This is a genomic window from Jiangella ureilytica (assembly GCF_004348545.1).
Lineage (GTDB): Bacteria > Actinomycetota > Actinomycetes > Jiangellales > Jiangellaceae > Jiangella > Jiangella ureilytica.
In genome coordinates this window covers 23,254-46,508 of the sequence record NZ_SMKL01000048.1, presented here as the reverse complement: position 1 = coordinate 46,508, position 23,255 = coordinate 23,254, and the positions used below count along the sequence as shown (strand labels likewise).

General features: G+C 74.1%; 25 protein-coding genes and 1 pseudogene. 22 read left to right on the top strand and 4 right to left on the bottom strand.

Annotated features, from left to right (window positions below; genetic code table 11):
* Together E1212_RS19770 and E1212_RS19765 are read left to right on the top strand one after the other, a co-directional pair.
* Nucleotides 1-394: pseudogene (locus E1212_RS19770) on the top strand (hydantoinase B/oxoprolinase family protein); the annotation flags it as partial.
* Between the two features lie 252 nt (nucleotides 395-646).
* Entirely contained in the window at nucleotides 647-1,603 is a 957-nt protein-coding gene (locus E1212_RS19765; RefSeq protein ID WP_203417020.1) for an MHYT domain-containing protein, read from the top strand.
* Here the strand turns inward: E1212_RS19765 and E1212_RS19760 are convergent.
* Nucleotides 1,567-2,301: a carbonic anhydrase gene (locus E1212_RS19760; protein ID WP_131985586.1), complete on the bottom strand. Its 735-nt coding sequence runs from the start codon at nucleotides 2,299-2,301 to the stop codon at nucleotides 1,567-1,569. The two genes, E1212_RS19765 and E1212_RS19760, sit on opposite strands and share 37 nt — an antisense overlap.
* Before the next feature lie 23 nt (nucleotides 2,302-2,324).
* On the opposite strand from E1212_RS19760, the gene E1212_RS19755 reads away from it, so the two are divergent.
* Nucleotides 2,325-3,503, top strand: a complete 1,179-nt coding sequence (locus E1212_RS19755; RefSeq protein ID WP_131985584.1) for a CaiB/BaiF CoA transferase family protein — start codon at nucleotides 2,325-2,327, stop codon at nucleotides 3,501-3,503.
* Between the two features lie 129 nt (nucleotides 3,504-3,632).
* Here the strand turns inward: E1212_RS19755 and E1212_RS19750 are convergent, their stop codons facing one another.
* Nucleotides 3,633-3,890, bottom strand: coding sequence for a hypothetical protein (locus E1212_RS19750; RefSeq protein WP_131985582.1), 258 nt, complete (start codon nucleotides 3,888-3,890; stop codon nucleotides 3,633-3,635).
* Complete coding sequence (locus tag E1212_RS19745) at nucleotides 3,887-4,993, bottom strand: M48 family metalloprotease (RefSeq protein WP_162605551.1); 1,107 nt, start codon at nucleotides 4,991-4,993, stop codon at nucleotides 3,887-3,889. The genes E1212_RS19750 and E1212_RS19745 overlap by 4 nt, the downstream gene beginning before the upstream one ends.
* Before the next feature lie 113 nt (nucleotides 4,994-5,106).
* Here E1212_RS19745 and E1212_RS19740 point away from each other — a divergent pair, with 113 nt between their 5' ends.
* Genes E1212_RS19740 through E1212_RS19715 form a run of 6 tightly spaced genes read left to right on the top strand, consistent with a single transcriptional unit; the run spans nucleotide 5,107 to nucleotide 10,755 of the window.
* Entirely contained in the window at nucleotides 5,107-6,081 is a 975-nt protein-coding gene (locus tag E1212_RS19740) for a carbamate kinase (RefSeq protein ID WP_131985578.1), read from the top strand.
* A complete protein-coding gene (gene bar, locus E1212_RS19735; RefSeq protein WP_131985576.1) occupies nucleotides 6,074-7,183 on the top strand; it encodes a barbiturase in 1,110 nt (369 codons plus the stop codon). The genes E1212_RS19740 and bar overlap by 8 nt, the downstream gene beginning before the upstream one ends.
* Before the next feature lie 30 nt (nucleotides 7,184-7,213).
* Entirely contained in the window at nucleotides 7,214-8,143 is a 930-nt protein-coding gene (gene fmt, locus E1212_RS19730) for a methionyl-tRNA formyltransferase (protein ID WP_131985574.1), read from the top strand.
* Nucleotides 8,140-9,519, top strand: coding sequence for an RsmB/NOP family class I SAM-dependent RNA methyltransferase (locus E1212_RS19725; RefSeq protein ID WP_238992415.1), 1,380 nt, complete (start codon nucleotides 8,140-8,142; stop codon nucleotides 9,517-9,519). The genes fmt and E1212_RS19725 overlap by 4 nt, the downstream gene beginning before the upstream one ends.
* A gap of 1 nt (nucleotide 9,520) precedes the next feature.
* Nucleotides 9,521-10,075 (top strand): GNAT family N-acetyltransferase, encoded by a 555-nt coding sequence (locus tag E1212_RS19720; RefSeq protein WP_131985572.1) that lies wholly within the window; start codon nucleotides 9,521-9,523, stop codon nucleotides 10,073-10,075.
* The gene (locus E1212_RS19715) at nucleotides 10,072-10,755 is read left to right on the top strand and encodes an NUDIX domain-containing protein (protein WP_238992414.1); all 684 of its coding nucleotides are present in this window, start codon (nucleotides 10,072-10,074) and stop codon (nucleotides 10,753-10,755) included. Before E1212_RS19720 ends, E1212_RS19715 begins: the two co-directional genes overlap by 4 nt.
* On the opposite strand, the gene E1212_RS19710 is transcribed toward E1212_RS19715, so the two are convergent.
* Nucleotides 10,668-11,339, bottom strand: a complete 672-nt coding sequence (locus E1212_RS19710) for a hypothetical protein (protein ID WP_131985570.1) — start codon at nucleotides 11,337-11,339, stop codon at nucleotides 10,668-10,670. The genes E1212_RS19715 and E1212_RS19710 overlap by 88 nt on opposite strands.
* Before the next feature lie 147 nt (nucleotides 11,340-11,486).
* Between E1212_RS19710 and ald the strand changes: the two genes are divergently transcribed.
* The 13 genes from ald to E1212_RS19645 are packed head-to-tail and all read left to right on the top strand — an operon-like array spanning nucleotide 11,487 to nucleotide 23,236.
* A complete protein-coding gene (gene ald, locus E1212_RS19705) occupies nucleotides 11,487-12,602 on the top strand; it encodes an alanine dehydrogenase (protein ID WP_131985568.1) in 1,116 nt (371 codons plus the stop codon).
* A gap of 19 nt (nucleotides 12,603-12,621) precedes the next feature.
* Nucleotides 12,622-13,641: a site-specific tyrosine recombinase XerD gene (locus E1212_RS19700; RefSeq protein WP_131985566.1), complete on the top strand. Its 1,020-nt coding sequence runs from the start codon at nucleotides 12,622-12,624 to the stop codon at nucleotides 13,639-13,641.
* 26 nt (nucleotides 13,642-13,667) lie between these two features.
* A complete protein-coding gene (locus E1212_RS19695) occupies nucleotides 13,668-14,582 on the top strand; it encodes a ParA family protein (protein ID WP_420814400.1) in 915 nt (304 codons plus the stop codon).
* Nucleotides 14,579-15,424, top strand: coding sequence for a segregation and condensation protein A (locus E1212_RS19690; protein ID WP_203417019.1), 846 nt, complete (start codon nucleotides 14,579-14,581; stop codon nucleotides 15,422-15,424). The genes E1212_RS19695 and E1212_RS19690 overlap by 4 nt, the downstream gene beginning before the upstream one ends.
* The gene (scpB, locus tag E1212_RS19685; protein ID WP_238992413.1) at nucleotides 15,402-15,977 is read left to right on the top strand and encodes an SMC-Scp complex subunit ScpB; all 576 of its coding nucleotides are present in this window, start codon (nucleotides 15,402-15,404) and stop codon (nucleotides 15,975-15,977) included. Before E1212_RS19690 ends, scpB begins: the two co-directional genes overlap by 23 nt.
* Nucleotides 15,970-16,722, top strand: coding sequence for a pseudouridine synthase (locus E1212_RS19680; protein ID WP_131985564.1), 753 nt, complete (start codon nucleotides 15,970-15,972; stop codon nucleotides 16,720-16,722). Before scpB ends, E1212_RS19680 begins: the two co-directional genes overlap by 8 nt.
* A gap of 26 nt (nucleotides 16,723-16,748) precedes the next feature.
* A complete protein-coding gene (gene aroH, locus E1212_RS19675) occupies nucleotides 16,749-17,114 on the top strand; it encodes a chorismate mutase (RefSeq protein ID WP_131985562.1) in 366 nt (121 codons plus the stop codon).
* Nucleotides 17,114-18,211, top strand: a complete 1,098-nt coding sequence (locus tag E1212_RS19670) for a prephenate dehydrogenase (protein WP_131985560.1) — start codon at nucleotides 17,114-17,116, stop codon at nucleotides 18,209-18,211. The genes aroH and E1212_RS19670 overlap by 1 nt, the downstream gene beginning before the upstream one ends.
* Before the next feature lie 43 nt (nucleotides 18,212-18,254).
* Entirely contained in the window at nucleotides 18,255-18,959 is a 705-nt protein-coding gene (cmk, locus tag E1212_RS19665) for a (d)CMP kinase (protein ID WP_131985558.1), read from the top strand.
* On the top strand, nucleotides 18,956-19,609 hold the full coding sequence (locus tag E1212_RS19660; RefSeq protein ID WP_131985556.1) for a lysophospholipid acyltransferase family protein: 654 nt from the start codon (nucleotides 18,956-18,958) through the stop codon (nucleotides 19,607-19,609). The genes cmk and E1212_RS19660 overlap by 4 nt, the downstream gene beginning before the upstream one ends.
* Nucleotides 19,606-20,985 carry a ribosome biogenesis GTPase Der gene (der, locus tag E1212_RS19655; RefSeq protein WP_131985554.1) on the top strand — a complete coding sequence of 460 codons (1,380 nt, stop codon included), beginning with the start codon at nucleotides 19,606-19,608 and terminating at the stop codon, nucleotides 20,983-20,985. The genes E1212_RS19660 and der overlap by 4 nt, the downstream gene beginning before the upstream one ends.
* A complete protein-coding gene (gene ligD / locus E1212_RS19650; protein WP_203417018.1) occupies nucleotides 20,982-21,977 on the top strand; it encodes a non-homologous end-joining DNA ligase in 996 nt (331 codons plus the stop codon). Before der ends, ligD begins: the two co-directional genes overlap by 4 nt.
* Nucleotides 21,974-23,236, top strand: coding sequence for a winged helix-turn-helix domain-containing protein (locus E1212_RS19645; protein ID WP_131985552.1), 1,263 nt, complete (start codon nucleotides 21,974-21,976; stop codon nucleotides 23,234-23,236). Before ligD ends, E1212_RS19645 begins: the two co-directional genes overlap by 4 nt.
* Nucleotides 23,237-23,255: the final 19 nt, after the last annotated feature.

Here is a 23,255-nt window from a genome sequence, read left to right as displayed (position 1 = left end):
GGCCGGGCGGCCGTTCTCGGTGACGATCGACCCGGGAGGCCCCGGGGAGCGGACGGTGGACGCGCTCGCCGACGCCGAGCCGGTGCGGGCCGGCGAGGTGATCCGCATCCGGACCACGGGCGGGGGCGGCTGGGGCGATCCGCTGGACCGCCCGGTCGACGAGGTGCTGCGCGACGTGCGCTGGCGGAAGGTGTCCGTCGACGGCGCCCGCTCGGACTACGGGGTGGTGGTGGGCGGCACGCTCGACGACCCCGTCGCCGACGAGGCCGCGACCGCCGCGCTCCGCGCTGACCTGCGGGCGGAGCGGACCGGCGACGAGCCGTTCTTCGACCGCGGCCCCGGGTACGCCCGGCTGTCCGGCGGCGCGACGTCCGCCGCCGTCGACCGGCTCTGATCGAGAACGTGCCGAATCGGGCAATTCATCCGCAATCAGCTATTGACGGCGCATAGCGCGATATCACATGCTCCCCATTGTGGTTTCCGCGAGATGCCACAGTTGATCACTAGAAGTTGATCACATGAGTTGATCATCTAAACACATTGATATTGATCCACTGGACGCACGGGGGGCTGTGTCTGCATGAGTCATGTCGATCATTTCACGCATGGACCCATCACACCCGCGATCGGTTACGTCTTCATGGTGATGGCGGCCGTGATCGGGCTCATGTGCACCGTCCGCGCGCGAGAATCGTCCGGTGACGCGCGGCGCAATTGGTTGATCACCGGAGCGGCGTCGCTGGCCGCCGGGATCTGGACGCTGCACTTCATCGCAATGCTCGGCTTCCGCGTTTCCGGCAGCCCGGTGCGCTACAACGTAGCGCTCACCGTGATCAGTTTGATCGTCGCTTTCCTCGTGGTCGGTGCCGGCGTCCTGATGGTCGGTTACGGCAGGAACCGCACCCGTTCCCTGCTGCTCGGCGGGCTGGGTACCGGCGTAGGCGTTGCCGCCATGCACTACAGCGGGATGGCGTCGGTGCACATCAACGGGAGCATCCACTACCGGGGCGACCTGGTCGCGGCTTCGGTGGCGATCGCCATCGTCGCGGCCACCGTGGCGCTGTGGCTGGTGTTCAACATCCGCACCTTCGCCGGCGCCGTCGCCGCGGCCCTGGTCATGGGCCTGGCCGTGAGCAGCATGCACTACACCGCCATGGCGGCGGTGTCGGCCGACCTCGCCGACGCGGCCGCCCCGGTCGCCGGTGCGACGGCGACGGAGTTCCTGGTGCCGTTCACGATCGGGCTCGGGGCGCTGCTGCTGGCCGGGTTCACCGTCATCGCCGTGTCGCCGGTCGAGCTGCGCCCGCCCGACGACGAGGACGAGCCCTACGCCCCGCCGGTCGAGGGGGAGCGGGAGAACCTGTTCGTGCCGCGCTCGCGCCCGACGCAGCGGCAGGCCGCTGGACCGCCGTCGCCCGCGCCGACGACCCCGGCCGCCGCGCGCCCGTACGTGCAGCCGGGGGTCCGCCGCCAGCCCACGCCGCTGCGGCGGGCGCCGCAGCCGCGGCCGTTGCCCACCCGGACGCCGCGTGAGGACGGGGACTCGCGCGACGACCCGCCGGTCGTTCAGAGCTGGCTGACGCGGCCCGACTCGAGGTCGTAGACCCCGGCGACGACGGCGGTGCGGCCGGCGGCGACCGCCTCGTGCACGATCGGCGAGGCGGTGGTGAGCGCCGCCGCGGCGTGCCGGGCCTGGGCGGCGACGCAGTCGGCCAGGTAGGCGGTGTCGTCGCCGCCGGCGGGCACCTCGCGGACGGCCGGCTCGATGGCCCGCACCAGCGCCGCGATGGAGCCGCCGGGCGCGGGGGCTCCTCGGACGACGTCGACGGTGGCTTGGACGGCGCCGCAGCCGGCGTGCCCGAGCACGACGACCAGCGCGACGGCGACGTGCTCGACGGCGTACTCGATGCTGCCGACGACGGCGTCGTCGAGGACCTCGCCGGCGGAGCGGACGGTGAACAGGTCGCCGAGGCCCTGGTCGAAGACGAGCTCCGGCGCGACCCGCGAGTCGGCGCAGCTGAGCACGCAGGCGATCGGGTGCTGCCCGGCGACCAGCGACTCGCGGTAGGCGGTGTCCTCGTGCGGGTGCCGCGGCGTCCCCGTCGCGAACCGCTCGTTGCCGGCGGCGAGCACCGCCCAGACGTCGTCGGGACTGGTGGGGACGGGCGACGGGGTGGCCGCGGCATCGGCGGCTTCCGGCTCGCCCCCGCGCGAACAGGACGCGAACACCGTCGCCGACAAGCCGAGAGCACCGAGCAGGCCGAGGGTCTCACGCCGGGACAGCAGGCCGCCGTCGATCATGGTCGTCAGCGTAATCTGTGACGATGTCCGACACCCAGGAGTCCGCCGATGCCGGACCGCTGGCCGGCTACGTCGTCGTCGATCTGAGCCGGGCGCTCGCCGGGCCGCACGCCGGCATGATGCTCGGCGACCTCGGCGCGCGCGTCATCAAGGTCGAGGCGCCCGGCCACGGCGACGAGTCGCGCACCTGGGGCCCGCCGTTCCTCGGCCCCGACGACGACCCGGTGTCGTCGTACTTCCTGTCCTGCAACCGCAACAAGGAGTCGGTCACCGCGGACCTCAAGTCGCCGGAGGGCAAGGAGCTGCTCACGCGGCTGGTCGAGCGGGCCGACGTCCTGGTCGAGAACTTCCGCACCGGCGTCCTCGACCGCCTCGGCTTCGGCGTCGAGCGGCTGCACGAGCTCAACCCGCGGCTCGTCGTCCTGTCGATCACCGGGTTCGGGCCCGACGGTCCCGAGGCGGGCCGGGCGGGCTACGACCAGATCGCCCAGGGCGAGGCCGGCATCATGAGCCTCACCGGCGAGCCGGACCAGCCGGCCAAGGTGGGCGTGCCCATCGGCGACCTGCTGGCCGGCATGTACGGCGTGTCCGGCCTGCTCGCGGCGCTGCTCGAGCGCGAGCGGACCGGCCGCGGCCGCGTCGTCCGCGTCTCGCTGCTGTCGGCGCTGGTCGGCGTGCACGCCTTCCAGGGCACCCGCTGGACGGTGGCCGGCGAGGTGCCGCACGCCATTGGCAACCACCACCCGTCCATCGCCCCGTACGGACTGTTCAACGCCTCGGACGGGGCTCTGCAGGTCGCCGTCGGCAACGACCTGTCGTGGCGCGCCTTCGCCGGAGTGGTGGGCCTGGAGCCGGACGATGCCCGGTTCGCGACCAACCGGCTGCGCGTCCAGCACCGCGGCGAGCTGATCGCCGCCATCGAGAAGGCGTTCGCCGCCCACCCGCGCGACCACTGGCTCGCCCTGCTGGACGCCGCGGGGATCGCGAGCGGCAAGGTGCGCACGCTCGACGAGGTCTACGAGTGGGAGCAGACCCGCTCCCAGGGCCTGCTGGTCGACGTCGAGCACCCGCTGCTGGGGACCGTGCAGCTGCCCGGTCCGGCGATCCGCTTCGACGGCGCCGCCCCGAAGCGGCACGCCCCGCCGCCCCTGCTGGGCGAGCACGACGAGAGCGTTCGCGCCTGGCTGGCGTCCGACGGTTAGCGGGCCGGCCGAAGCCGGTGTGACGGCCGGAATCGGTGGAGTCGGGTATCGCCCGCGCCTGGCGGTGGATACCCGTGATGATCAACCTTCTGTGTCGTCAGGGCAGCACAGAAGGTTGATGATCATGGACTAGTGCTGGATCGGGCCGCCCACAGCGACGGGAGTGACGTGACCGGTCGGCGGGACGGCGAGCGCCAGGGCGATGCCGATGTCGACCAGCGACGAGCGGCGGAGCAGCGCGACCTCGGGGAGCGGCGTCCACGCCGACTCCGCGACCTCGTCGCCCGGCTGCGGCCGGAGCTCTCCGCCAGTGAGCGGCACCTGAAGGGCGAGCAGTACGCGACCGTCCTCGATGCACATGGCGTACGCGGCCGGCCGCCGACTCATGCCGAACCGCTCAGGTCGCGCGAGAGGGCGGCCAACGGCTCCAGCCGCGCCGCGAGCGGCGGGTGCGAGGCCATCGTCCGGTCGAGCAGCCGCGAGAACCAGTCGGTGCCGGTGCCGGTGCCGTCGGCGTCGTCGGGCGGTAGCGCGACGATCGTCATCGAGGACATCGCCCGGAGCTCGCGCAGGTCCTTCACCGGGATCGCCGGGCCGTCGGCGTGCAGGGCGGTGAGGGCCGCGGCGAGCGCGGCGGGCCGGCCCGTCAGCGCGGCCGCGCCACGGTCGGCGGCCAGTTCTCGGTAGCGGCCGAGCCGGGCGATGATGCCGGCGGCCGGCAGCGCCAGCAGAAGCATCGGCGGCACCAGCACGATGCCGAGCCCCGCCAGCAGCATGAAGTTCGCCACCCGGGCCAGCGTCAGCGCCGCCACGACCAGCAGCAGCACCGACGGCGCGTCGGACCGTACCGGCGGCATCAGGAAGTCGTCGTCCTCGGTGGCCGGCTTCCACTGCCGCCCGCACCAGCGCGCCGCCCGGCAGAGCGGCACCTCCAGAGCCATCAGCGGCGCCAGCAGCGCCATCGGCGCCAGCGCCAGCGACGTCGACAGCGCCATCGCGACGGTCATGGCGGCCGCGTCGCGGTGCGCGATGTGGGCGAGCTCGTGCGCCAGGACGGCGTCCAGCCGCGAGTCGTCACTCTGATCGAGCAGCCCGCGGGTGACGGCGATGGTCGGCTTGCGGCCGGGCAGCCGGAACGTCAGCGCGTTGGGCCAGGTCGCGTCGATGACCTTGAGCCTGGGCCGGTCCAGCGCGGCCAGCGCGCACAGCCGGTCCACGACGGCGAACAACCGGCGGTCGGCGACGGCGGCGGCATCGGCATCGGTCACGGGGAGCGTGCGCGGCAGCACCGCGCCGTCCTCGATGGCGTACACGACTGCGCCGCCGACCAGCGGAGCGACCAGCGCCACCCACCAGGGCCAGCCGACGAGCCACTGCAGCAGCAACCCGAGCAGCGCGGCGTACCCGAACGCGAGCAGCAGCACCAGTAGCCACGTCTCTCCGATGCGGTACGTGAGCCTGGTGTCCGGCGGGAAGCCGGCGCCGGCCATGGGGACCTCCGACACTCGAGAACGGCTGTGACGGCACATCATGCCGAACCCCGGAAGCCGATTGGGCGAAGGTGACCATCGTCGCGCCCGACGGCGGTCCGTAGGCTCGGCGCGTGCGGGTGCTGATCGCTCTGGGCGGCAACGCCATGACCTCGGCCGACGGGCGGGCGCGGCCGGGCGACCAGATCGCCGCGGTCACCGTCGCCATGGAGCCGGTCGCCGACCTCGTCGCCGCCGGCTATGACGTCGTGCTGACCCACGGCAACGGGCCGCAGGTGGGGAACCTGCTGGTCAAGAACGAGCTCGCGGTCGCCGTCGTGCCACCGGTGCCGCTGGACTGGTGCGGCGCGCAGACCCAGGGGACCATCGGGTTCATCGTCATCGACGCGCTGGAGCGGGCGCTGGCCGCGCGCGGCGTGCGCCGCAGGGTCGCCGCCGTCGTCACCCGGACGCTGGTCGACGCCGCCGATCCGGGGTTCGCGCGGCCGACGAAGCCGATCGGGCGGTACCTGCCGCGCGACGAGGCGGCGGTGCTGATCGACCACGGCGAGACCTGGGAGGACCGCGGCGCGCGCGGCTGGCGGCGGGTCGTCGCCAGCCCGGAGCCGCTCGAGGTCCTCGACGCGCCCGCGGCCGCCGCGCTGCTGGCCGCCGGGTTCGTCGTCGTCGCCAACGGGGGCGGCGGCATCCCCGTCGTGCGCGAGCCCGACGGCGAGGTCCGCGGCGTCGAGGCGGTCATCGACAAGGACCTGGGCGCGGCGCTGCTCGGCCGGGCGCTCGGCGCCGACGTGCTGGTCATCGCGACCGACGTCGACGGCGCCGTGCTCGGCTTCGGAACCCCGCACGAACGCGCCGTCGGCACCGGCGACGTCGGCACCCTCCGCGGGTACGCCGCCGAGGGGCACTTCGCGTCCGGGAGCATGGGCCCCAAGATCGAGGCGGCCTGCCGGTTCGTCGAGCGGGGTGGCCGCCGTGCCGTCATCACCTCGCTCGGCCGCATCGCCGACGCCGTCCGCGCGGATGCGGGCGGTGCCGCGACGACGGTTCTGCCAGCAGACATCACACGAGAGGTGGCCGGGCATGCCTGAGCCGATCGAGGTCCGCAAGGTGCCGATCACGCACGTCAGCGACGCTTCCGGGCTCGCCGAGCTGATCGACGCCGGGGTCATGGAGGCCGACCGCGTCATCGCCGTCGTCGGGAAGACCGAGGGCAACGGCGGGGTCAACGACTACACCCGGATCATCGCCGACCGCGCCTTCCGCGAGGTGCTGGTCGACCGCGGCACGCGCACGCCCGAAGAGGTCAAGCAGATCCCGATCGTCTGGTCCGGCGGCACCGACGGCGTCCTCAGCCCGCACGCGACGGTGTTCGCGACGGTCCCGGCGTCCTCGGCCGAGGCGACCGACGAGCCGCGGCTGTCGGTCGGGTTCGCGATGAGCGAGCCGATCCTGCCCGAGGAGATCGGCCGCCGCGGCATGATCGAGAAGGTGGCCGCCGCCGTCGGCGTGGGCATGGAGCGGGCCGGCATCGCCGACGCCGCCGACGTCCACTACGTGCAGACGAAGACGCCGCTGCTGACCATCCACACCATCCGCGACGCCAAGGCCCGCGGCAAGCAGGTGTGGACCGAGAACACGCACGAGTCGATGGACCTCTCCAACGGCGCGACGGGGCTGGGCGTGGCGGTCGCGCTGGGCGAGATCTCGATGCCGGACGACGACGCCGTCCTGCACGACCGGTCGCTGTACTCGTCCGTCGCCTCCTGCTCCTCGGGCGTCGAGCTCGACCGGGCGCAGGTCGTGGTGGTCGGCAACGTGCGCGGCGTGGGCGGTCGGTACCGCATCGGGCACTCCGTCATGCGCGACGCCATCGACGCCGACGGCATCTGGGCCGCCATCCGCGACGCCGGGCTGAAGCTGCCGGACCGCCCGCACCCCGACGACCTCGACGGCCGGCTGGTCAACGTGTTCCTCAAGTGCGAGGTCAGCCAGGACGGCGTGGTGCGCGGCCGGCGCAACGCCATGCTGGACGACTCCGACGTGCACTGGCACCGCCAGATCAAGGCCGCGGTCGGCGGCGTGACGGCCGCGGTGACGGGCGACCCAGCGGCGTTCGTGTCGGTGTCGGCCGCCCACCAGGGCCCTGACGGCGGCGGCCCGGTCGCCGCCATCGTCGACCTCGGCGAGTGATGTGATCCGGGACCGATAGGCTCGGCGCTCATGCGCGTGCTGTTCGCCGGAACCCCCGAGGTCGCCGTCCCGTCGCTGCGGGCGGTCCTCGGCTCGCGGCACGAGGTGATCGCCGTCCTGACGCGGCCCGACGCGCCCGCTGGGCGGGGCCGCAGGCTGACGCCGTCGCCGGTGGCGCAGGTCGCCGAGGCGGCCGGCGTCGAGGTGCTGAAGCCGGTCAAGCCGCGCGACCCGGAGTTCCTCGAGCGGCTGGGCGAGCTGGCGCCGGACTGCGCGCCGATCGTCGCCTACGGTGGGCTGATCCCGAGGACGGCGCTCGACGTGCCGAAGCACGGCTGGGTGAACCTGCACTTCTCGCTGCTGCCGGCCTGGCGCGGCGCGGCGCCGGTGCAGCACGCGGTGCTGGCCGGCGACGACATCACCGGCGCGTGCACGTTCCAGCTGGAGGAGGGACTCGACACCGGCCCCGTCTACGGCACCGTCACCGAGGCCGTTCATCCCACCGACACCAGCGGCGACCTGCTGCACCGGCTGTCGCTGTCCGGGGCGGAGCTGCTGGTGCGCACGCTCGACGGCATCGAGGACGGCGCGCTGCGCCCGCAGCCACAGCCGGCCGACGGCGTGTCCCTGGCGCCCAAGCTCACCGTCGACGACGCGCGGGTCGACTGGACGGCGCCGGCGCTGCGGGTCGACCGGGTCGTCCGCGGCTGCACGCCCGCGCCCGGCGCCTGGACGACGTTCCGCGGCGAGCGGCTGAAGCTGCGCCCCGTCAGCCTCGAACGCGGCCGCGACGGCCTCGCGCCCGGCGAGATCGTGGTCGAGAAGTCCGGCGTGCGCGTCGGCACCGGCAGTCACGCCGTCGTGCTCGGCGAGGTCCAGCCGCAGGGCAAGAAGGCGATGCCGGCCGCCGACTGGGCCCGCGGCCTCCGGCTGGAGCCGGGGGAGCGGCTCGGCACGTGAGACACGAGAAGGGCCGGCAGGGCGACCCCGCCCGCGAGGCCGCGTTCGAGGTCCTGCGCGCGGTCGCCGCCGACGACGCCTACGCCAACCTCGCCATGCCCGCGGCGCTGCGCCGGCACGAGCTGCGCGGCCGCGACGCCGGGCTGGCGACGGAGCTCGGGTACGGCGCGCTGCGCGGCCAGGGCACCTATGACGAGATCATCGCGGCCTGCGTGACCCGGCCGCTGGAGGACCTCGACCCGCCGCTGCTCGACGCGCTCCGGCTGGGCTCCCATCAGCTGCTGGCGACCCGGGTCCCGGCGCACGCCGCGGTGTCGACGAGCGTCGACCTCGTCCGCCGGCACGTCAACGAGGGTGCGGCGCGGCTGGCCAACGCCGTGCTGCGGCGGGTCGGCGAGCGCGACCTCGACGGCTGGGTGGGCGAGCTGGCGCCCTCGCGCGAGAAGGACCTGGTCGGTCACCTGGCGTTCCGGCACGCGCACCCGGCCTGGATCGTCCGGGCGCTGCGCGACGCCCTGAACACCGGTCCCGACGGCGACGACGCGGAGCTGGAGGCGGCGCTGCGGGCCGACAACGAGCCGGCCGAGGTCACGCTGGCCGTCCGGCCCGGCCGTGCCACCGTCGACGAGTTGGTCGAGGCCGGCGCCCGGCCCACCCGCTGGTCGCCGTACGGCGCGGTGCTCGAGTCCGGGTCGCCCGCTCGGCTGGCGGCGGTCCGCGACGGCCGCGCCGGGGTGCAGGACGAGGGCAGCCAGCTGGTCGCGCTGGCGCTGGCCACGGCTCCGGTCGAGCCGCCGGACGAGCGCTGGCTCGACCTCTGCGCCGGCCCGGGCGGCAAGGCGGCGTTGCTGGCGGGCCTGCTCACCCAGCGCGGCGGCCGGCTGCTCGCCGTCGAGCAGCACGAGCACCGCGCCCGGCTGGTCGCGCAGGCGCTGGCCGGCGACCTCGGCGAGCACGAGGTCCTGGTCGCCGACGGCACGCGGCCGGACTGGCCCGAGGCCGACTTCGACCGGGTGCTGCTCGACGCCCCGTGCACCGGCCTCGGCGCGCTGCGGCGGCGACCCGAGGCGCGCTGGCGGCGCCGCCCGGCCGACGTGGCGGGGCTGCGGAGGCTGCAGACCGACCTGCTGCGCTCCGCGCTGTGGTCGGTCCGGCCCGGCGGGCTGGTGGCCTACATCACCTGCTCGCCGCACCTCGCCGAGACGGTCACCGTCGTCGACGACGCACTGCAAGGGCGCGACGACGTCGAGAGGGTCGACGCGCGGCCGTACCTGCCGGGCGTGCCGGACCTGGGCGACGGCCCGGACGTCCAGCTGTGGCCGCACCGGCACGGCACCGACGCGATGTACCTGGCGCTGCTGCGGCGGACGGAGTGAGATGACCCTCGTGAGCCACATCTACGACCTGGCCGATGACGGCGACGCCGCGGCCATCGCCGATCTGCACACGCAGAGCTGGCGCTCGGCCTACCGCGGGCACGTGCCCGACGCGTTCCTCGACGGCGACCTGGCGGCCCAGCACGCCGCGGGCTGGTCGGCGCGCTTCGGCGACCGCACCGGCACGGTGACGGTGGTCGCCCGCGACGCCTCCGGGCAGCTGTCCGGCTTCGCCCACGCCGTGCTCGATCACGATCCCGAGCTGGGCACCCTGCTCGACAACCTGCACGTGCGGCCCGGCCTCAAGCGCCAGGGCATCGGGCGCCGGCTGCTGGCCGAGGTCGCCGTCCGCCTCCAGGACGCCGGCCGGGACCGCCTGCACCTGGAGGTCATCGAGACCAACGAGCCGTCGCGGCGGTTCTACGTCGCACTGGGCGGAGTCGAGGCCGGGCGCGGGACGGAGCGGTTCGGCGACCACGAGGTGGCGGTGCTCACGTACGCCTGGGCATCGCTCGACCCGCTGGCCGCACCCCTGCGCCTGGGGCCGTCGGCGTGAGCGGCGACGGCGTCAGCGGTCCGCTCCGCGACGAGCCGCTGAGCTGGCCGGTCGCCGCGTCCGAGAGGCGGTTCGAGGGCCGGGTCGTCGCCGTGCGCAGCGACACCGTCCGGTCGCCCGTCGACGGCTCGGAGTTCGTCCGCGACGTCGTCGTGCACCCGGGCGCGGTGGCCGTCGTCGCCGTCGACGACCAGTACCGCGTGCTGGTCGTCCGCCAGTACCGGCACCCGGTCCGGCTGCGCCCGGTCGAGCTGCCGGCCGGGCTCCGCGACGTGGCCGGCGAGCCGCCGCACGAGGCCGCCGCCCGCGAGCTCTACGAGGAGGGCCACGTCGAGGCCGCCGAGTGGCGCGTCCTCGCCGACCTGCTCACCTCGCCGGGCATGACCGACGAGGCGATCCGGGTGTTCCTGGCCCGCGGCATCGACACGCTGCCCGACGGCGACCGCTTCGCCGGCGAGCACGAGGAGGCCGACCTCGGGGTCGAGTGGGTCCCGCTCGACGACCTGGTGGCGGCGGTCCTGGCCGGCGACGTGCAGAACGCGACCCTCTGCGCCGGAGTGCTGGCCGCGAAGGCCGCCCGCGACGGCGCCGGCTACGACGCGCTGCGCCCGGTCGACGCGCCCTGGCCGGCCGGTGACCGGCGTGCGGGATCCAGGCCGGGCGACAGGTCCGGCGGGTAGGCCATCCCGAGCCGGTCCAGCTCGGCTCTGGCCAGTGCCCGGACGGCGGCCGGCTCACCCGCCCGCCAGCCCGCGACCAGGCGTCCGGCCCCGGGCTGCTGGATCACCCCCGCCAGCGCCTGCGCCGACAGCACCTCGTCGCGGTCCGGCAGGCGCAGCACGGCCCGCGCGTCGGATGCCTCGTGGTACCAGTGCATGCGCGGGCGCAGCCAGACCGAGGCGGCCGCGCCCACCCCCACCACGATGACGAACAGCCCGAAGAGGTCGCCGATCCGTTCGATCGACCCGGCCATCGACTCGCCCGACGTGCTCAGGCCGGCGGCGGCGTCGGCGGCCCGCCGCAGCGCCGCGGCCAGCTCGTCGCCGACCACCGGGACGTCGGCGATCCGGTCGGCGGCCTCGGCCAGCGCGTCGGCCAGCGAGGCGGCCGTGGACTCGACGAACATCGCCGGCTCGGTCCGGTTGCGGACCCACCCCCGTACCGCGATGCCCACGGCGACCGCCCCGAGGCACCACATCATCCCGAACAGATCGGTCACGATCTGCTGCATCCGCCGCTGCGGGCGGTCGGCGTAGAGGTACATGGGTGAGATGTACCCACGTGGCGCATTTCACTTGTCATGACAGCACCGAGACCTGGATGACGCGTCGCGGTTAGACTCGCCCCGCCGCTCAGACCGGGTGGCGGGCCCGACAGCGTCGTCGGGCGTACGGAAGAGGTGGAACGCGTCGTGCTGGTCGGCATCCCTACCGAGGTCAAGAACAACGAGTACCGCGTGGCCATCACGCCGGCCGGTGTTCACGAGTTCGCCCGCAACGGCCACGACGTCGTGGTGCAGGCCGGCGCCGGCGCCGGCTCGTCGGTGCGCGACGAGGAGTACGTCGCCGCCGGGGCGCGCATCGCGCCCGACGCCGACGCCGTCTGGGGCGCCGCGGACCTCGTGCTCAAGGTCAAGGAGCCCGTCGCCGAGGAGTACCACCGCATGCGCCGCGACCAGGTGCTCTTCACGTACCTGCACCTCGCCGCGTCGCGCGAGTGCACCCAGGCGCTGCTCGACTCCGGCACCACCGCCATCGCCTACGAGACGGTCGAGACCCCCGGCGGGCACCTGCCGCTGCTGGCGCCCATGAGCGAGGTCGCGGGCCGCATGGCCACGCAGGTCGGCGCCCACGTGCTCGAACGGGCGCAGGGCGGGCGGGGCATCCTGCTCGGCGGCGTGCCGGGCGTGAAGTCGGCGAAGGTGGTCGTCATCGGCGCCGGCATGGCCGGCATGAACGCCGCCGTCATCGCCATGGGCATGCAGGCCGACGTGTGGGTGCTGGACAAGAACGTCGCCCGGCTGCGCGACGTCGAGGAGCTCTACGGCGGCACGGCGCAGACCATCGCGTCGAACCTGTTCGAGATCGAGAGCGCCGTCGTCGACGCCGACCTCGTCATCGGCGCGGTGCTGGTGCCGGGCGCGAAGGCGCCGAAGCTCGTCTCCGACGACCTGGTGTCGCGCATGCGCCCGGGCAGCGTGCTCGTCGACATCGCCATCGACCAGGGCGGCTGCTTCGAGAGCTCGCGGCCCACCACGCACGACGACCCGACCTTCCCGGTACACGAGTCGATCTTCTACTGCGTCGCGAACATGCCCGGCGCCGTGCCGCACACCTCCACCTACGCACTGACCAACGTCACGCTCCCGTACGCCGTCGAGCTGGCGAATCGGGGCTGGCGCGACGCCGCGCGGTCCGACCCGGCGCTCGCGAAGGGCGTGAACGTGCACGACGGCGCTATCGTCTACGAGCCGGTCGCCGAGGCGCATGGGTTGCCGTCGGTCCCGCTGGAGAAAGTGCTGCACTAGCGTCGAGGAGCCGCCGTCGATGGTCACCGCCGAGTCCGCGCTCGAACGCGCCGTCCGCGGCTACCTCGACCACCTCGCCGTCGAGCGCGGCCTGGCCGCCAACACCCTCGCCTCCTACCGTCGCGACCTGCGCCGCTACGCGGAGTTCCTGAGCGAACGCGGCCGCGACGCGCCGGAGAAGGTCGAGGAGGAGGACGTGACGGCGTTCCTGCGCGACCTGCGCGAGGGCTCCGAATACCGGGTCGCGCTCAGCGCGACGTCGGCGGCGCGCACTGTCGTCGCCGTCCGCGGGCTGCACCGGTTCCTGCACCGCGAGGGGTTGTCCGACGGCGACCCCGCCGGCGCCGTCCGCCCCCCGACGCCGCCGCGGCGGCTGCCCAAGGCGATCCCGCTGGCCCAGGTCGAGCGGCTGCTCGAGGCGGCGTCGCTCGGCGACGGGCCGCGGGCGCTGCGCGACCGGGCGCTGCTCGAGGTGCTGTACGGCTGCGGTGCGCGCATCTCCGAGGCGGTCGGGCTCGACCGCGACGACCTCGACGGCGAGACCGGGACGGTGCTGCTGCGCGGCAAGGGCGGCAAGGACCGCGTGGTCCCGCTCGGCAGCTACGCCTGGGAGGCGGTCGACGCGTACCTGGTCCGGGCCAGGCCGGCACTGGTCGGCACCGGACGAGACACGTCTTCCCGTCGAGGGCCGGACATGAGTGGCAAGGGGACGGCGGCGCTGTTCCTCAACGCCCGCGGCGGCCGGCTGTCGCGGCAGAGCGCGTGGGCGGTGCTGCGGACGGCGGCCGGGCGGGCCGGGCTGTCCACCGCGGTCACCCCGCACACGCTGCGGCACTCGTTCGCCACCCACCTGCTCGAGGGCGGGGCCGACGTCCGGGTGGTCCAGGAGCTGCTCGGGCACGCCTCGGTCACGACCACCCAGGTGTACACGCTGGTGACCGTCGACCAACTCCGTGAGGTCTATGTGGCCGCGCACCCGCGCGCCCGCAGCTCCGCGGCGCCCCCGCGAGGTAGGCTCCCGTCCCAGGACGAAGCGTAGAAGGCCACTCAAACCATCGAGGAGCTCTGAACGACGTGGCACCCTCGAACCCGGACGCCGCGGGCGTGCTGCCGTTCGACACCGAGCCTGAGCTCGATCTCGGACCCACGCGCCGTCCCCCGGTCGACTTCCCGAAGCCCAAGCGGCTGGACCACCACGGCCCGGCGCGCATCGTCGCCATGTGCAACCAGAAGGGCGGCGTCGGCAAGACCACCACCACGATCAACCTCGGTGCGGCGCTGGCCGACTACGGCCGCCGGGTGCTGCTGGTCGACTTCGACCCGCAGGGCGCGCTGTCGGTGGGCCTCGGCCTCGACGCGCACGACCTCGAGCTGTCGATCTACAACGTCCTGATGGACCCGTCGCTGCAGGCCGGCGACATCGTGCAGAAGACGCCCATCGAGGGCATGGACCTGCTGCCGGCCAACATCGACCTCTCTGCGGCCGAGATCCAGCTGGTCACCGAGGTGGGCCGCGAGCAGGCGCTGGGCCGCATCCTCAAGCCGCTGGCGGCCGACTACGACCTCATGCTCATCGACTGCCAGCCGTCGCTCGGCCTGCTGACGGTCAACGCGCTCACGGCGGCCGACGGCGTCATCGTGCCGCTCGAGTGCGAGTACTTCGCGCTGCGCGGCGTCGCGCTGCTGCAAGAGACCATCGAGAAGGTCCGCGACCGCCTCAACCCGCAGCTCGAGATCGAGGGCCTGCTGGCCACCATGTACGACTCCCGGACGGTGCACGGCCGCGAGGTGCTGTCGCGGCTGGTCGAGGCGTTCGGCGACAAGGTGTTCCACACGGTCATCGGCCGCACGGTGCGGTTCCCCGAGACCACCGTCGCGGGGCTGCCGATCACCAGCTTCGCGCCGTCGTCGCGCGGCGCGTCGGCCTACCGTCAGCTGGCCCGCGAGGTCCTGGCCCGCTGGGAGCCCGCCCGCCCGTGACGGACACCGCGACGCTGCTGATCGAGCCGGAGCAGGACGAGAGCTCGACGTTCGAGGTGCACCTCGAGAACTTCGAGGGGCCGTTCGACCTGCTGCTGACACTCATCGCCAAGCACAAGCTCGACGTCACCGAGGTCGCGCTGTCGCAGGTCACCGACGAGTTCATCGCCTACATCAAGGCGTCGGACTGGGATCTCGACGAGACCAGCGAGTTCCTCGTCGTCGCCGCCACGCTGCTCGACCTCAAGGCCGCCCGGCTGCTGCCCAGCGGCGAGGTCGAGGACGAGGACGACCTCGCCCTGCTCGAGGCCCGCGACCTGCTGTTCGCCCGGCTGCTGCAGTACAAGGCGTACAAAGAGGTCGCGAGCATGCTGGCGCGGCGCCTCGCCGACGAGGCGCTGCGCTTCCCACGCGCCGTCGGCCTCGAGCAGCGCTTCGCCGACCTGCTGCCCGAGGTCGTCATCGGGATCGGGCCGGAAGAGCTGGCCATGCTGGCCGCGAAGGTCCTCACGCCCAAGCCGCCGCCCGTCGTCGGCCTGACCCACCTGCACCAGCCGCGGGTCAGCGTCCGCGAAGAGGCCGTCGTGGTCGTCGAGCGGCTGCGCCGCTCGCGGGTGCTGACGTTCCGCACGCTGGCCGCCGACTGCCCGACGACGCTGCACGTGGTCGCCCGGTTCCTGTCGCTGCTGGAGCTGTACCGCGAGAAGGCGGTCGCGTTCGAGCAGGTCGTCGCGCTGGGCGAGCTGACGGTGCGGTGGACCGGCGACGACGACGAGGACGTCGCGGTCGGCGGCGAGTTCGACGAGGAGGGCGGCAGCGGTGCACGAGCCGACGCTGACTGACGACGAGCCGAGCCTGCGGGCGTCGGTCGAGGCGATCCTGCTGGTCGTCGACGAGCCCATCGACGTCGTCACGCTCGCCCAGGTGCTGGAGCGGCCCCGCGGCGAGATCACCGACGTGCTCGAGATCCTGCGCGACGAGTACGCCCGGCCCGGCCGCGGCTTCGAGCTGCGCGAGATCGGCGGCGGCTGGCGGTTCTACACGCACGCCTCGTGCGCCGCCGTCGTCGAGCGGTTCGTCCTCGACGGCCAGCACGCCAAGCTGAGCCAGGCGGCGCTCGAGACGCTCGCCGTGGTCGCCTACCGGCAGCCGGTCAGCCGAGCCCGGGTCTCGGCCGTGCGCGGCGTCAGCTGCGACGGCGTCATGCGCACGCTGATCGCCCGCGGATTGGTCGCCGACGCTGGAGTCGATGCGGAGTCCGGCGCCATCCTGTACCGGACCACGTCATACTTCCTCGAGCGCCTCGGCATGGCCACGCTCGACGAGCTGCCGCCCCTGGCGCCCTACCTGCCCGACGCCGACTCCATCGAGGAACGTGACTCCGAACATGCCTGATGCCCGTGACGACGACGCGCAGGGCGTCCGGCTGCAGAAGGTGCTCGCGGCGGCCGGCGTCGGCAGCCGCCGGGCCAGCGAGGCGCTGATCGCCGCCGGCCGGGTCGAGGTCGACGGCCGCATCGTCAAGACCCTCGGCACCCGGGTCGACCCCACGACCGCGGTCATCAAGGTCGACGGCTCGCGCATCACCACCGCCGAGAGCGGCTATGTGTACCTCGCGCTGAACAAGCCGTCCGGCGTCGTCAGCACCATGAACGACCCCGAGGGCCGGCCCGACCTCACCGGCTACGTCCGCGGCCGGCGCGAGCGGCTGTTCCACGTCGGCCGGCTCGACGCCGACACCGAGGGCCTGATCATCCTCACCAACGACGGCGAGTTGGCGCACCGGCTGGCGCACCCGTCGTACGAGGTGCTCAAGTCCTACCTGGCCGAGGTCCCCGGGCCGGTGGCGCCGGGCCTCGGCCGCGAGCTGCGGGCCGGCATCGAGCTCGACGACGGCCCCGTGCGGGTCGACTCGTTCCGGGTCGTGAGCCGGTCCGGTACCCGCGTCATGGTCGAGGTCGTGCTGCACGAGGGCCGCAAGCACATCGTCCGGCGACTGCTCGAAACCGTCGGGCACCCGGTCAAACGGCTGGTCCGGACCCACGTCGGTCCGGTCGCCATGGGGGAGCTGCGCCCCGGCAACACGCGTGCGCTCACCAAAGCCGAGGTCGCCGCGCTGTACCACGACGTCGGGCTGTGACGCCGCACCCGGTACCTTGCTGTCCTGTGACTGTACGCGCGATACGGGGGGCCACCCAGCTCGACGCCGACGAGGCCGATCACCTGCTGGAGCGGACCGCCGAGCTGATGACCACGGTGCTCGACCGCAACGAGCTGACGCCCGACGACGTCATCAGCATCTTCCTCACCGCCACGCCGGACCTGCGTTCGGCGTTCCCGGCGGTGGCCGTCCGCCAGCTGGGCATCACCGACGTCCCGATGATGTGCGCCCAGGAGATCGGCGTCGCGGGGGCGCTGCCGCGGGTCGTGCGGCTCATGGCGCACGTCGAGACCACGAAGCCGCGCTCTGAGATCCGGCACGTGTACCTGCACGGCACGACCGTGCTGCGCGACGACCTCGCGGACCGGTGATGGACCCACTCGAGGGCCGCAGCGTCCTCGTCGTCGGCACCGGGCTGGTCGGCACGTCGGTCGGACTGGCGCTGACCCGGGCCGGGGTCGACGTGCGGCTGGCCGACGCGAAGCCGGAGATCCTGGCCGAGGCGGTCCGGCTCGGCGCCGGGCGGGCGGAGCCGGAGCCGGGTGGCGACGGTGCCGGCCGCGGCCCCGCCGCGCTCGCCGTCGTCGCCGTCCCGCCGGAGGCCGTCGCCGCCGTCGTCGGCGAGGTGCTCGAGAGCGGCCGGGCCGCGTACGCCACCGACGTCGCCAGCGTGAAGGTGCTGCCGACGACGCAGGTGCGCGAGCGCGTCACCGACCCCGGCCGCTACGTCGGCAGCCACCCGATGGCCGGCCGCGAGATCAGCGGGCCCAACGCCGCCCTGGCCGACCTGTTCGAGGGCCGGCCGTGGGTGATCTGCCCCGACGACGGCACCCACCAGCAGGCGGTCACGCGTGCGCTCGCCGTCGCCCGCCTGGTCGGCGCCGTCCCCATGACCATGACGGCGGCCGAGCACGACGCCGCCGTCGCGCTGGTCTCGCACGCGCCGCACGTGGTGGCCGCGCTGATGGCGGGCCGGCTGGCCGGCGCGCCGGGGCACGAGGTGCGCCTCGCCGGGCCGGGCGTCACCGACGTCACCCGCATCGCCAGCGGCGACCCGGAGCTGTGGACGGAGATCCTCACGGCGAACGCGGCGGCCGTCCGCCCGGTGCTGGAGGGGCTGCGCACGGACCTGGACCGGCTCATGACGGCGCTGGAGAGCCCGGTGACGGGTCAGCCGGTGCTGCGCGAGCTGCTGCGCGGCGGCAACGACGGCCGGTCCCGGCTGCCCGGCAAGCACGGCGCGGCGCACACGGAGTTCGTGACCGTCATCGTGGCCGTCGACGACAGGCCCGGCCAGCTGGCCCGGCTGTTCGCCGACGCCGGGGCGGCCGGCGTCAACGTCGAGGACGTCCGCATCGAGCACGCGCCCGGCCAGCCGCTCGGCCTGGTCGAGCTGGACGTCCGGCCCGGCGCCGAGCAGGAGCTGGCGGCGTCGTTGCGGGAACGCGGCTGGACCCTTCGTGGGTGAGAGCCGGCCGCGGGTGAGACCGGTGCCCGGTAACCTTCTGGACGTGTCCGATACCCCCGCTGACGTCAGTGCCCGAGATCTCGTCGTCGCCATCGACGGGCCCTCCGGCTCCGGGAAGTCCACGGTCGCCCGGCGCGTCGCCGCGTCGCTCGGCCTGCGCTACCTCGACACCGGCGCGATGTACCGTGCGGTCACCTGGTGGGCACTCGAGCAGGGGGTCGACCTCGCTGACACCGAGCGGGTGGCCGAGCTGGCCCGCGAGCTCCCGCTCGAGCAGGGGCTGGACCCCCGGACCGAGGCGGTCCGCGTCGCCGGCACCGACGTCGCGGCCGCTATCCGGACCAGCCGCATCTCGGCCGCCGTCAGCGCCGTCGCGACCAACCTCGGCGTGAGGGCCGAGCTGGTGGCCCGGCAGCAGGCGGTCGCGCGCGAGGGCGGCGTCGTCGTCGAGGGCCGCGACATCACCACCGTCGTCGCGCCCGACGCGCCGGTCCGGGTGCTGCTGACCGCCGACGAGCGGGTCCGGCTGTCGCGCCGGGCGCTCGAGGTGCACGGCTCCGACGACGACACCGCCGTCGACGCCACCCGCGACCAGGTGATCCGCCGCGACGCCGACGACTCCACCGTCGCCAGCTTCCACGAGGCCGCCGACGGCGTCGACGTCATCGACTCGTCGATACTGTCGCTCGACGAGACCGTCGACGCCGTCCTCAAGTTGGTGGAAGCCCGCTCGGGGGTGCGGGCGTGACCGAGCCGGCTCTACCCACGCACCGGGGAGCGATCGCCGGCAAGTACACCGCGGCCACGCTGGCCCGGCTGCTGTACCGCGTCACGATCACCGGCGGCGAGTACGTGCCGCGCACCGGCCCGGTCATCCTGGCCCCCAACCACACCGGGTTCCTCGACGCGCCGCTCCTCATGGGCACCTGCCCGCGGCCCGTGCACACGCTGGCCAAGAAGGAGCTGTTCAAGGGGCCGCTCGGCTGGCTGCTGCACGCCGTCGGGCAGATCCCGCTCGACCGTCACGACCCCAGCCGCAGCATGATCAAGTCCGGCCTCGGGGTCCTCGACGCGGGCCGTGTGCTGGTCGTCTTCCCCGAGGGCACGCGCGGCGCCGGCGACTTCTCCGAGCTGCGGACGGGGCTGGCCTGGTTCGCGCTGCGCACCGGCGCGCCGGTCATCCCGGTCGTCTTTGCCGGAACCGCGTCCCGGGGACGTACATTTGGTGCGATGCCCGGCCTGCGGTCCCGGGTCGAGGTCGTCTTCGGCCGCCCGGTCGTCCTGCCGGCCGGCGGCGGGCGCACGCGCTCGGCACTCGACGCGGCGACCGAACAGCTGCGCGAAGCCCTGGTGGCTCATCGCGAGGCCGTGGCGTCCCGAACCGAGGAGCACACGTGACAGAGCAGTTCCCGGCCGAGGCTCTCGAGGCCGACGCCGAGACGCCGGCCGACACCTACACGCCGACGGTCGCCGTCGTCGGGCGGCCCAACGTCGGCAAGTCGACCCTGGTCAACCGCATTCTGGGCCGTCGCGAGGCGGTCGTCGAGGACGTCCCCGGCGTCACCCGCGACCGCGTCGCCTATGACGCCGCCTGGGCCGGGCGGTCGTTCACGCTGCTCGACACCGGCGGCTGGGATCCCGAGGCCAAGGGCATGGCGGCGCGCATCACGGCCCAGGCCGAGGTGGGCATGGCCGCCGCCGACGTCGTCATGTTCGTCGTCGACTCCACCGTCGGCGCCACCGACACCGACGAGGCGGTCGCGAAGCTGCTGCGCCGATCCGGCAAACCGGTGCTCCTGGTGGCCAACAAGGTCGACGGCGCCAGCGGCGAGGCCGACGCGGCGGCGCTGTGGAACCTCGCACTGGGCGAGCCGTACCCGGTGTCGGCGCTGCACGGCCGGGGGAGCGGCGACCTGCTCGACGCCGTCGTCGCCGCGCTGCCCGAGGCCCCGCCCGAGTCGTTCGACGGGGCCGAGGGCGGCCCGCGCCGCGTCGCGCTGGTCGGCAAGCCCAACGTCGGCAAGTCCAGCCTGCTCAACAAGCTGGCCGGTGAGGATCGCGTCGTCGTCGACTCCGTCGCCGGCACCACCGTCGACCCCATCGACGAGCTGATCGGGCTCGGCGAGCGCGAGTGGCGGTTCATCGACACCGCCGGCATCCGCCGCCGGGTCCACGAGGCGTCGGGTGCGGAGTACTTCGCGTCTCTGCGCACCGCGTCGGCGCTCGAGCGGGCCGAGGTCGCCGTCGTGCTCATCGACGCCAGCGAGCCGATGGCCGAGCAGGACCTGCGCATCATCTCGATGGTCGTCGACGCCGGCCGGGCGCTCGTGCTGGCGTTCAACAAGTGGGACCTGCTCGACGACGAGCGCCGCGACGTGCTCGACCGCGAGATCGACCGTCAGCTCGACCGGGTGGCGTGGGCGCCGCGCATCAACGTGTCCGCCCGCACCGGCTGGCACGTCGACCGCCTGGTCCGGGCGCTGGACACCTCGCTCGAGGGCTGGGAGAAGCGCATCCCGACCGGCAAGCTGAACACGTTCCTCGGCCAGCTGGTCGCGGCGCACCCGCACCCGGTCCGCGGCGGCAAGCAGCCGCGCATCATGTTCGCCACCCAGGCCGACACGCGGCCGCCGCGGTTCGTGCTGTTCACGACCGGGTTCCTCGAGGCGTCGTACCGGCGGTTCATCGAGCGCCGGCTGCGCGAGGAGTTCGGCTTCGAGGGCACGCCCCTGGACATCTCGATGAAGATCCGAGAGAAGCGCTCCCGGTCATGATGCCGCGGCCGGGCACCGTCAAGCCGATGATGGCCTCGCCGTCGCCGGTGCTGCCGGCCGACGACGACGCCTACGGCTACGAGGTCAAGTGGGACGGCGTGCGGACCATCGCCTATGTCGACGGCGGCAGCGTGCGGTTGTCGAGCCGCACGCTGCGCGACGTCACCCGGGTGTACCCGGACGTGCACGGTGTCGGCGCGGCGGTCGCCGCCGGCGGCGGACGGCGGGCGGTGCTCGACGGCGAGGTCGTCGCATTCGACGACACCGGCCGGCCCAGTTTCGAGAAGCTGCAGTCGCGGATGAACGTCGAGGTCAGCGGGCTGGGCGACCCCCTGGTCTCGGGCGCGCCGGCGGTGTATGTGCTGTTCGACCTGCTCTGGCTCGACGATCGGTCGCTGCTCGACGCGACGTACGAGGAGCGGCGGGCGGCGCTCGAGTCGCTGCTGCCGGCCGGCGGCGGCGCGGGCTGGCAGGCGCCGGCGTACGTGCCCGGCAACGGCGCCGCCATGCTGGCCGCCACCAGGGCGCAGCGGCTCGAGGGCGTCATCGCCAAGCGGCTGGGCAGCCGCTACCTGCCGGGCAAGCGTGGGACCGACTGGCTGAAGGTGAAGAACGTCAACCGGCAGGAGGTCGTCATCGGCGGCTGGCTGCCCGGCGAGGGCGGGCTCACCGGCACGCTCGGCGCGCTGGCGGTCGGCGTGTACGACGACGGCGGCGTGTTCCGGTACTCGGGCCGGGTCGGCACCGGGCTCACGCTGGCCGAGCGGCAGCGGCTGGCCGGTCTGCTCGCGCCGCTGGTCACCGACGCGAGCCCGTTCGTCGGCGCCCAGCCGGACAAGCGCGGCTGCGTCTTCGTCCGGCCGGAGCTGGTCTGCGAGGTCGCCTTCGCCGAGTGGACCGCCATCGGCACCCTGCGCCACCCCGCCTACAAAGGACTGCGGCACGACAAGGCGGCCCGCGAGGTCGTCCGCGAAGGCGCCGGCGTGCGATGAGCGGCGGGCCGGCGCGGTCGCCTGAGCTGTCGCTCGCGCAGGCGCGCCGGATCGCGCTGCGGGCACAGCTGCTCGACCGGCCGCCTGCCGACGGTGCGGCGGTGACGGCGGTGACGGCGGCGCGGGTGCGGTCGGTGCTGCGCTCGCTCGGGGCGGTGCAGCTGGACGCCGTCAACGTGCTGGTCCGCTCGCACTATCTGACGCTGTACTCGCGGCTGGGCGCCTATGAGCCGGCGCTGCTCGACGATGTCGTGTACCGGCGCCGGCACGGATTCGAGTACTGGGGCCACGCGGCGTCGCTCCTGCCCGTCGAGCTGCAGCCGGCGTTGCGCTGGCGGATGACCCGGCGGGCCGAGCAGGCGTCGTGGCAGAGGTTCCGCGACCGCGTCGAACGGGAACGCCCCGGATACCTGGACGCGCTGACGGCGGAGGTCGCGGCGCGCGGGCCGCTGGCCTACACCGACCTCACCGACAAGGCGCAGCGCGACCGCGCGGCCATCGACCACCAGTACGCCGACTCGACGCTGCTCTGGTACCGCTGGTCCGATGGCAAGTCCGCGCTCGAGGGGCTGTTCGACGCGGGCGAGCTGGCGGCGGCCGGGCGGCGCGGGTTCGAGCGGCTCTACGACCTGCCGGAGCGGGTGCTGCCGGCGCCGGTACTGGCCGAGGCCACGCCGTCGCTGGAGGACGGGCAGCGCGAGCTGGTCCGGCGGGCCATGGCCGCGCTGGGCGTGGCGACGGCACGCGACGTCGCCGACTACTTCCGGATGCCAGGGGTCGAGACGCGGGCCCGGCTGCGCGAGCTGGTCGCGGCCGGCGAGCTGGAGCCGGTCCGGGTGGAGGGGTGGGCCGAACCGGCCTGGCTGGCGCCGGTCTCCGTGCCGCGCTCGGCCGGCGGCCGGGCGCTGCTGTCGCCGTTCGACTCGCTGCTGTGGGAACGCGGCCGGGTGGAGCGGCTGTTCGGCTTCCGGCACAGCTTCGAGCTGTACGTGAAGCCCGAGAAGCGCGAGTTCGGGTACTTCGTGCTGCCATTCCTGCTGGGCGACGCGCTGGTGGCCCGGGTCGACGTCAAGGCGGACCGCGCCCGCGGCGCGCTCCTGGTGCCGGGGGCCTTCGCCGAGGACGGCGCCGAGCTTGCCGCCGTCGTACCCGCGCTGGCCGGTGAGCTGCGCCGGCTGGCCGACTGGCTCGAGCTGGACGCCATCGACGTCGGCTCGCGCGGGATGCTGGCCGCTCCACTGCGGCGGGCGCTCGCCTAGGGTGTGTCTCCCAAGTCCA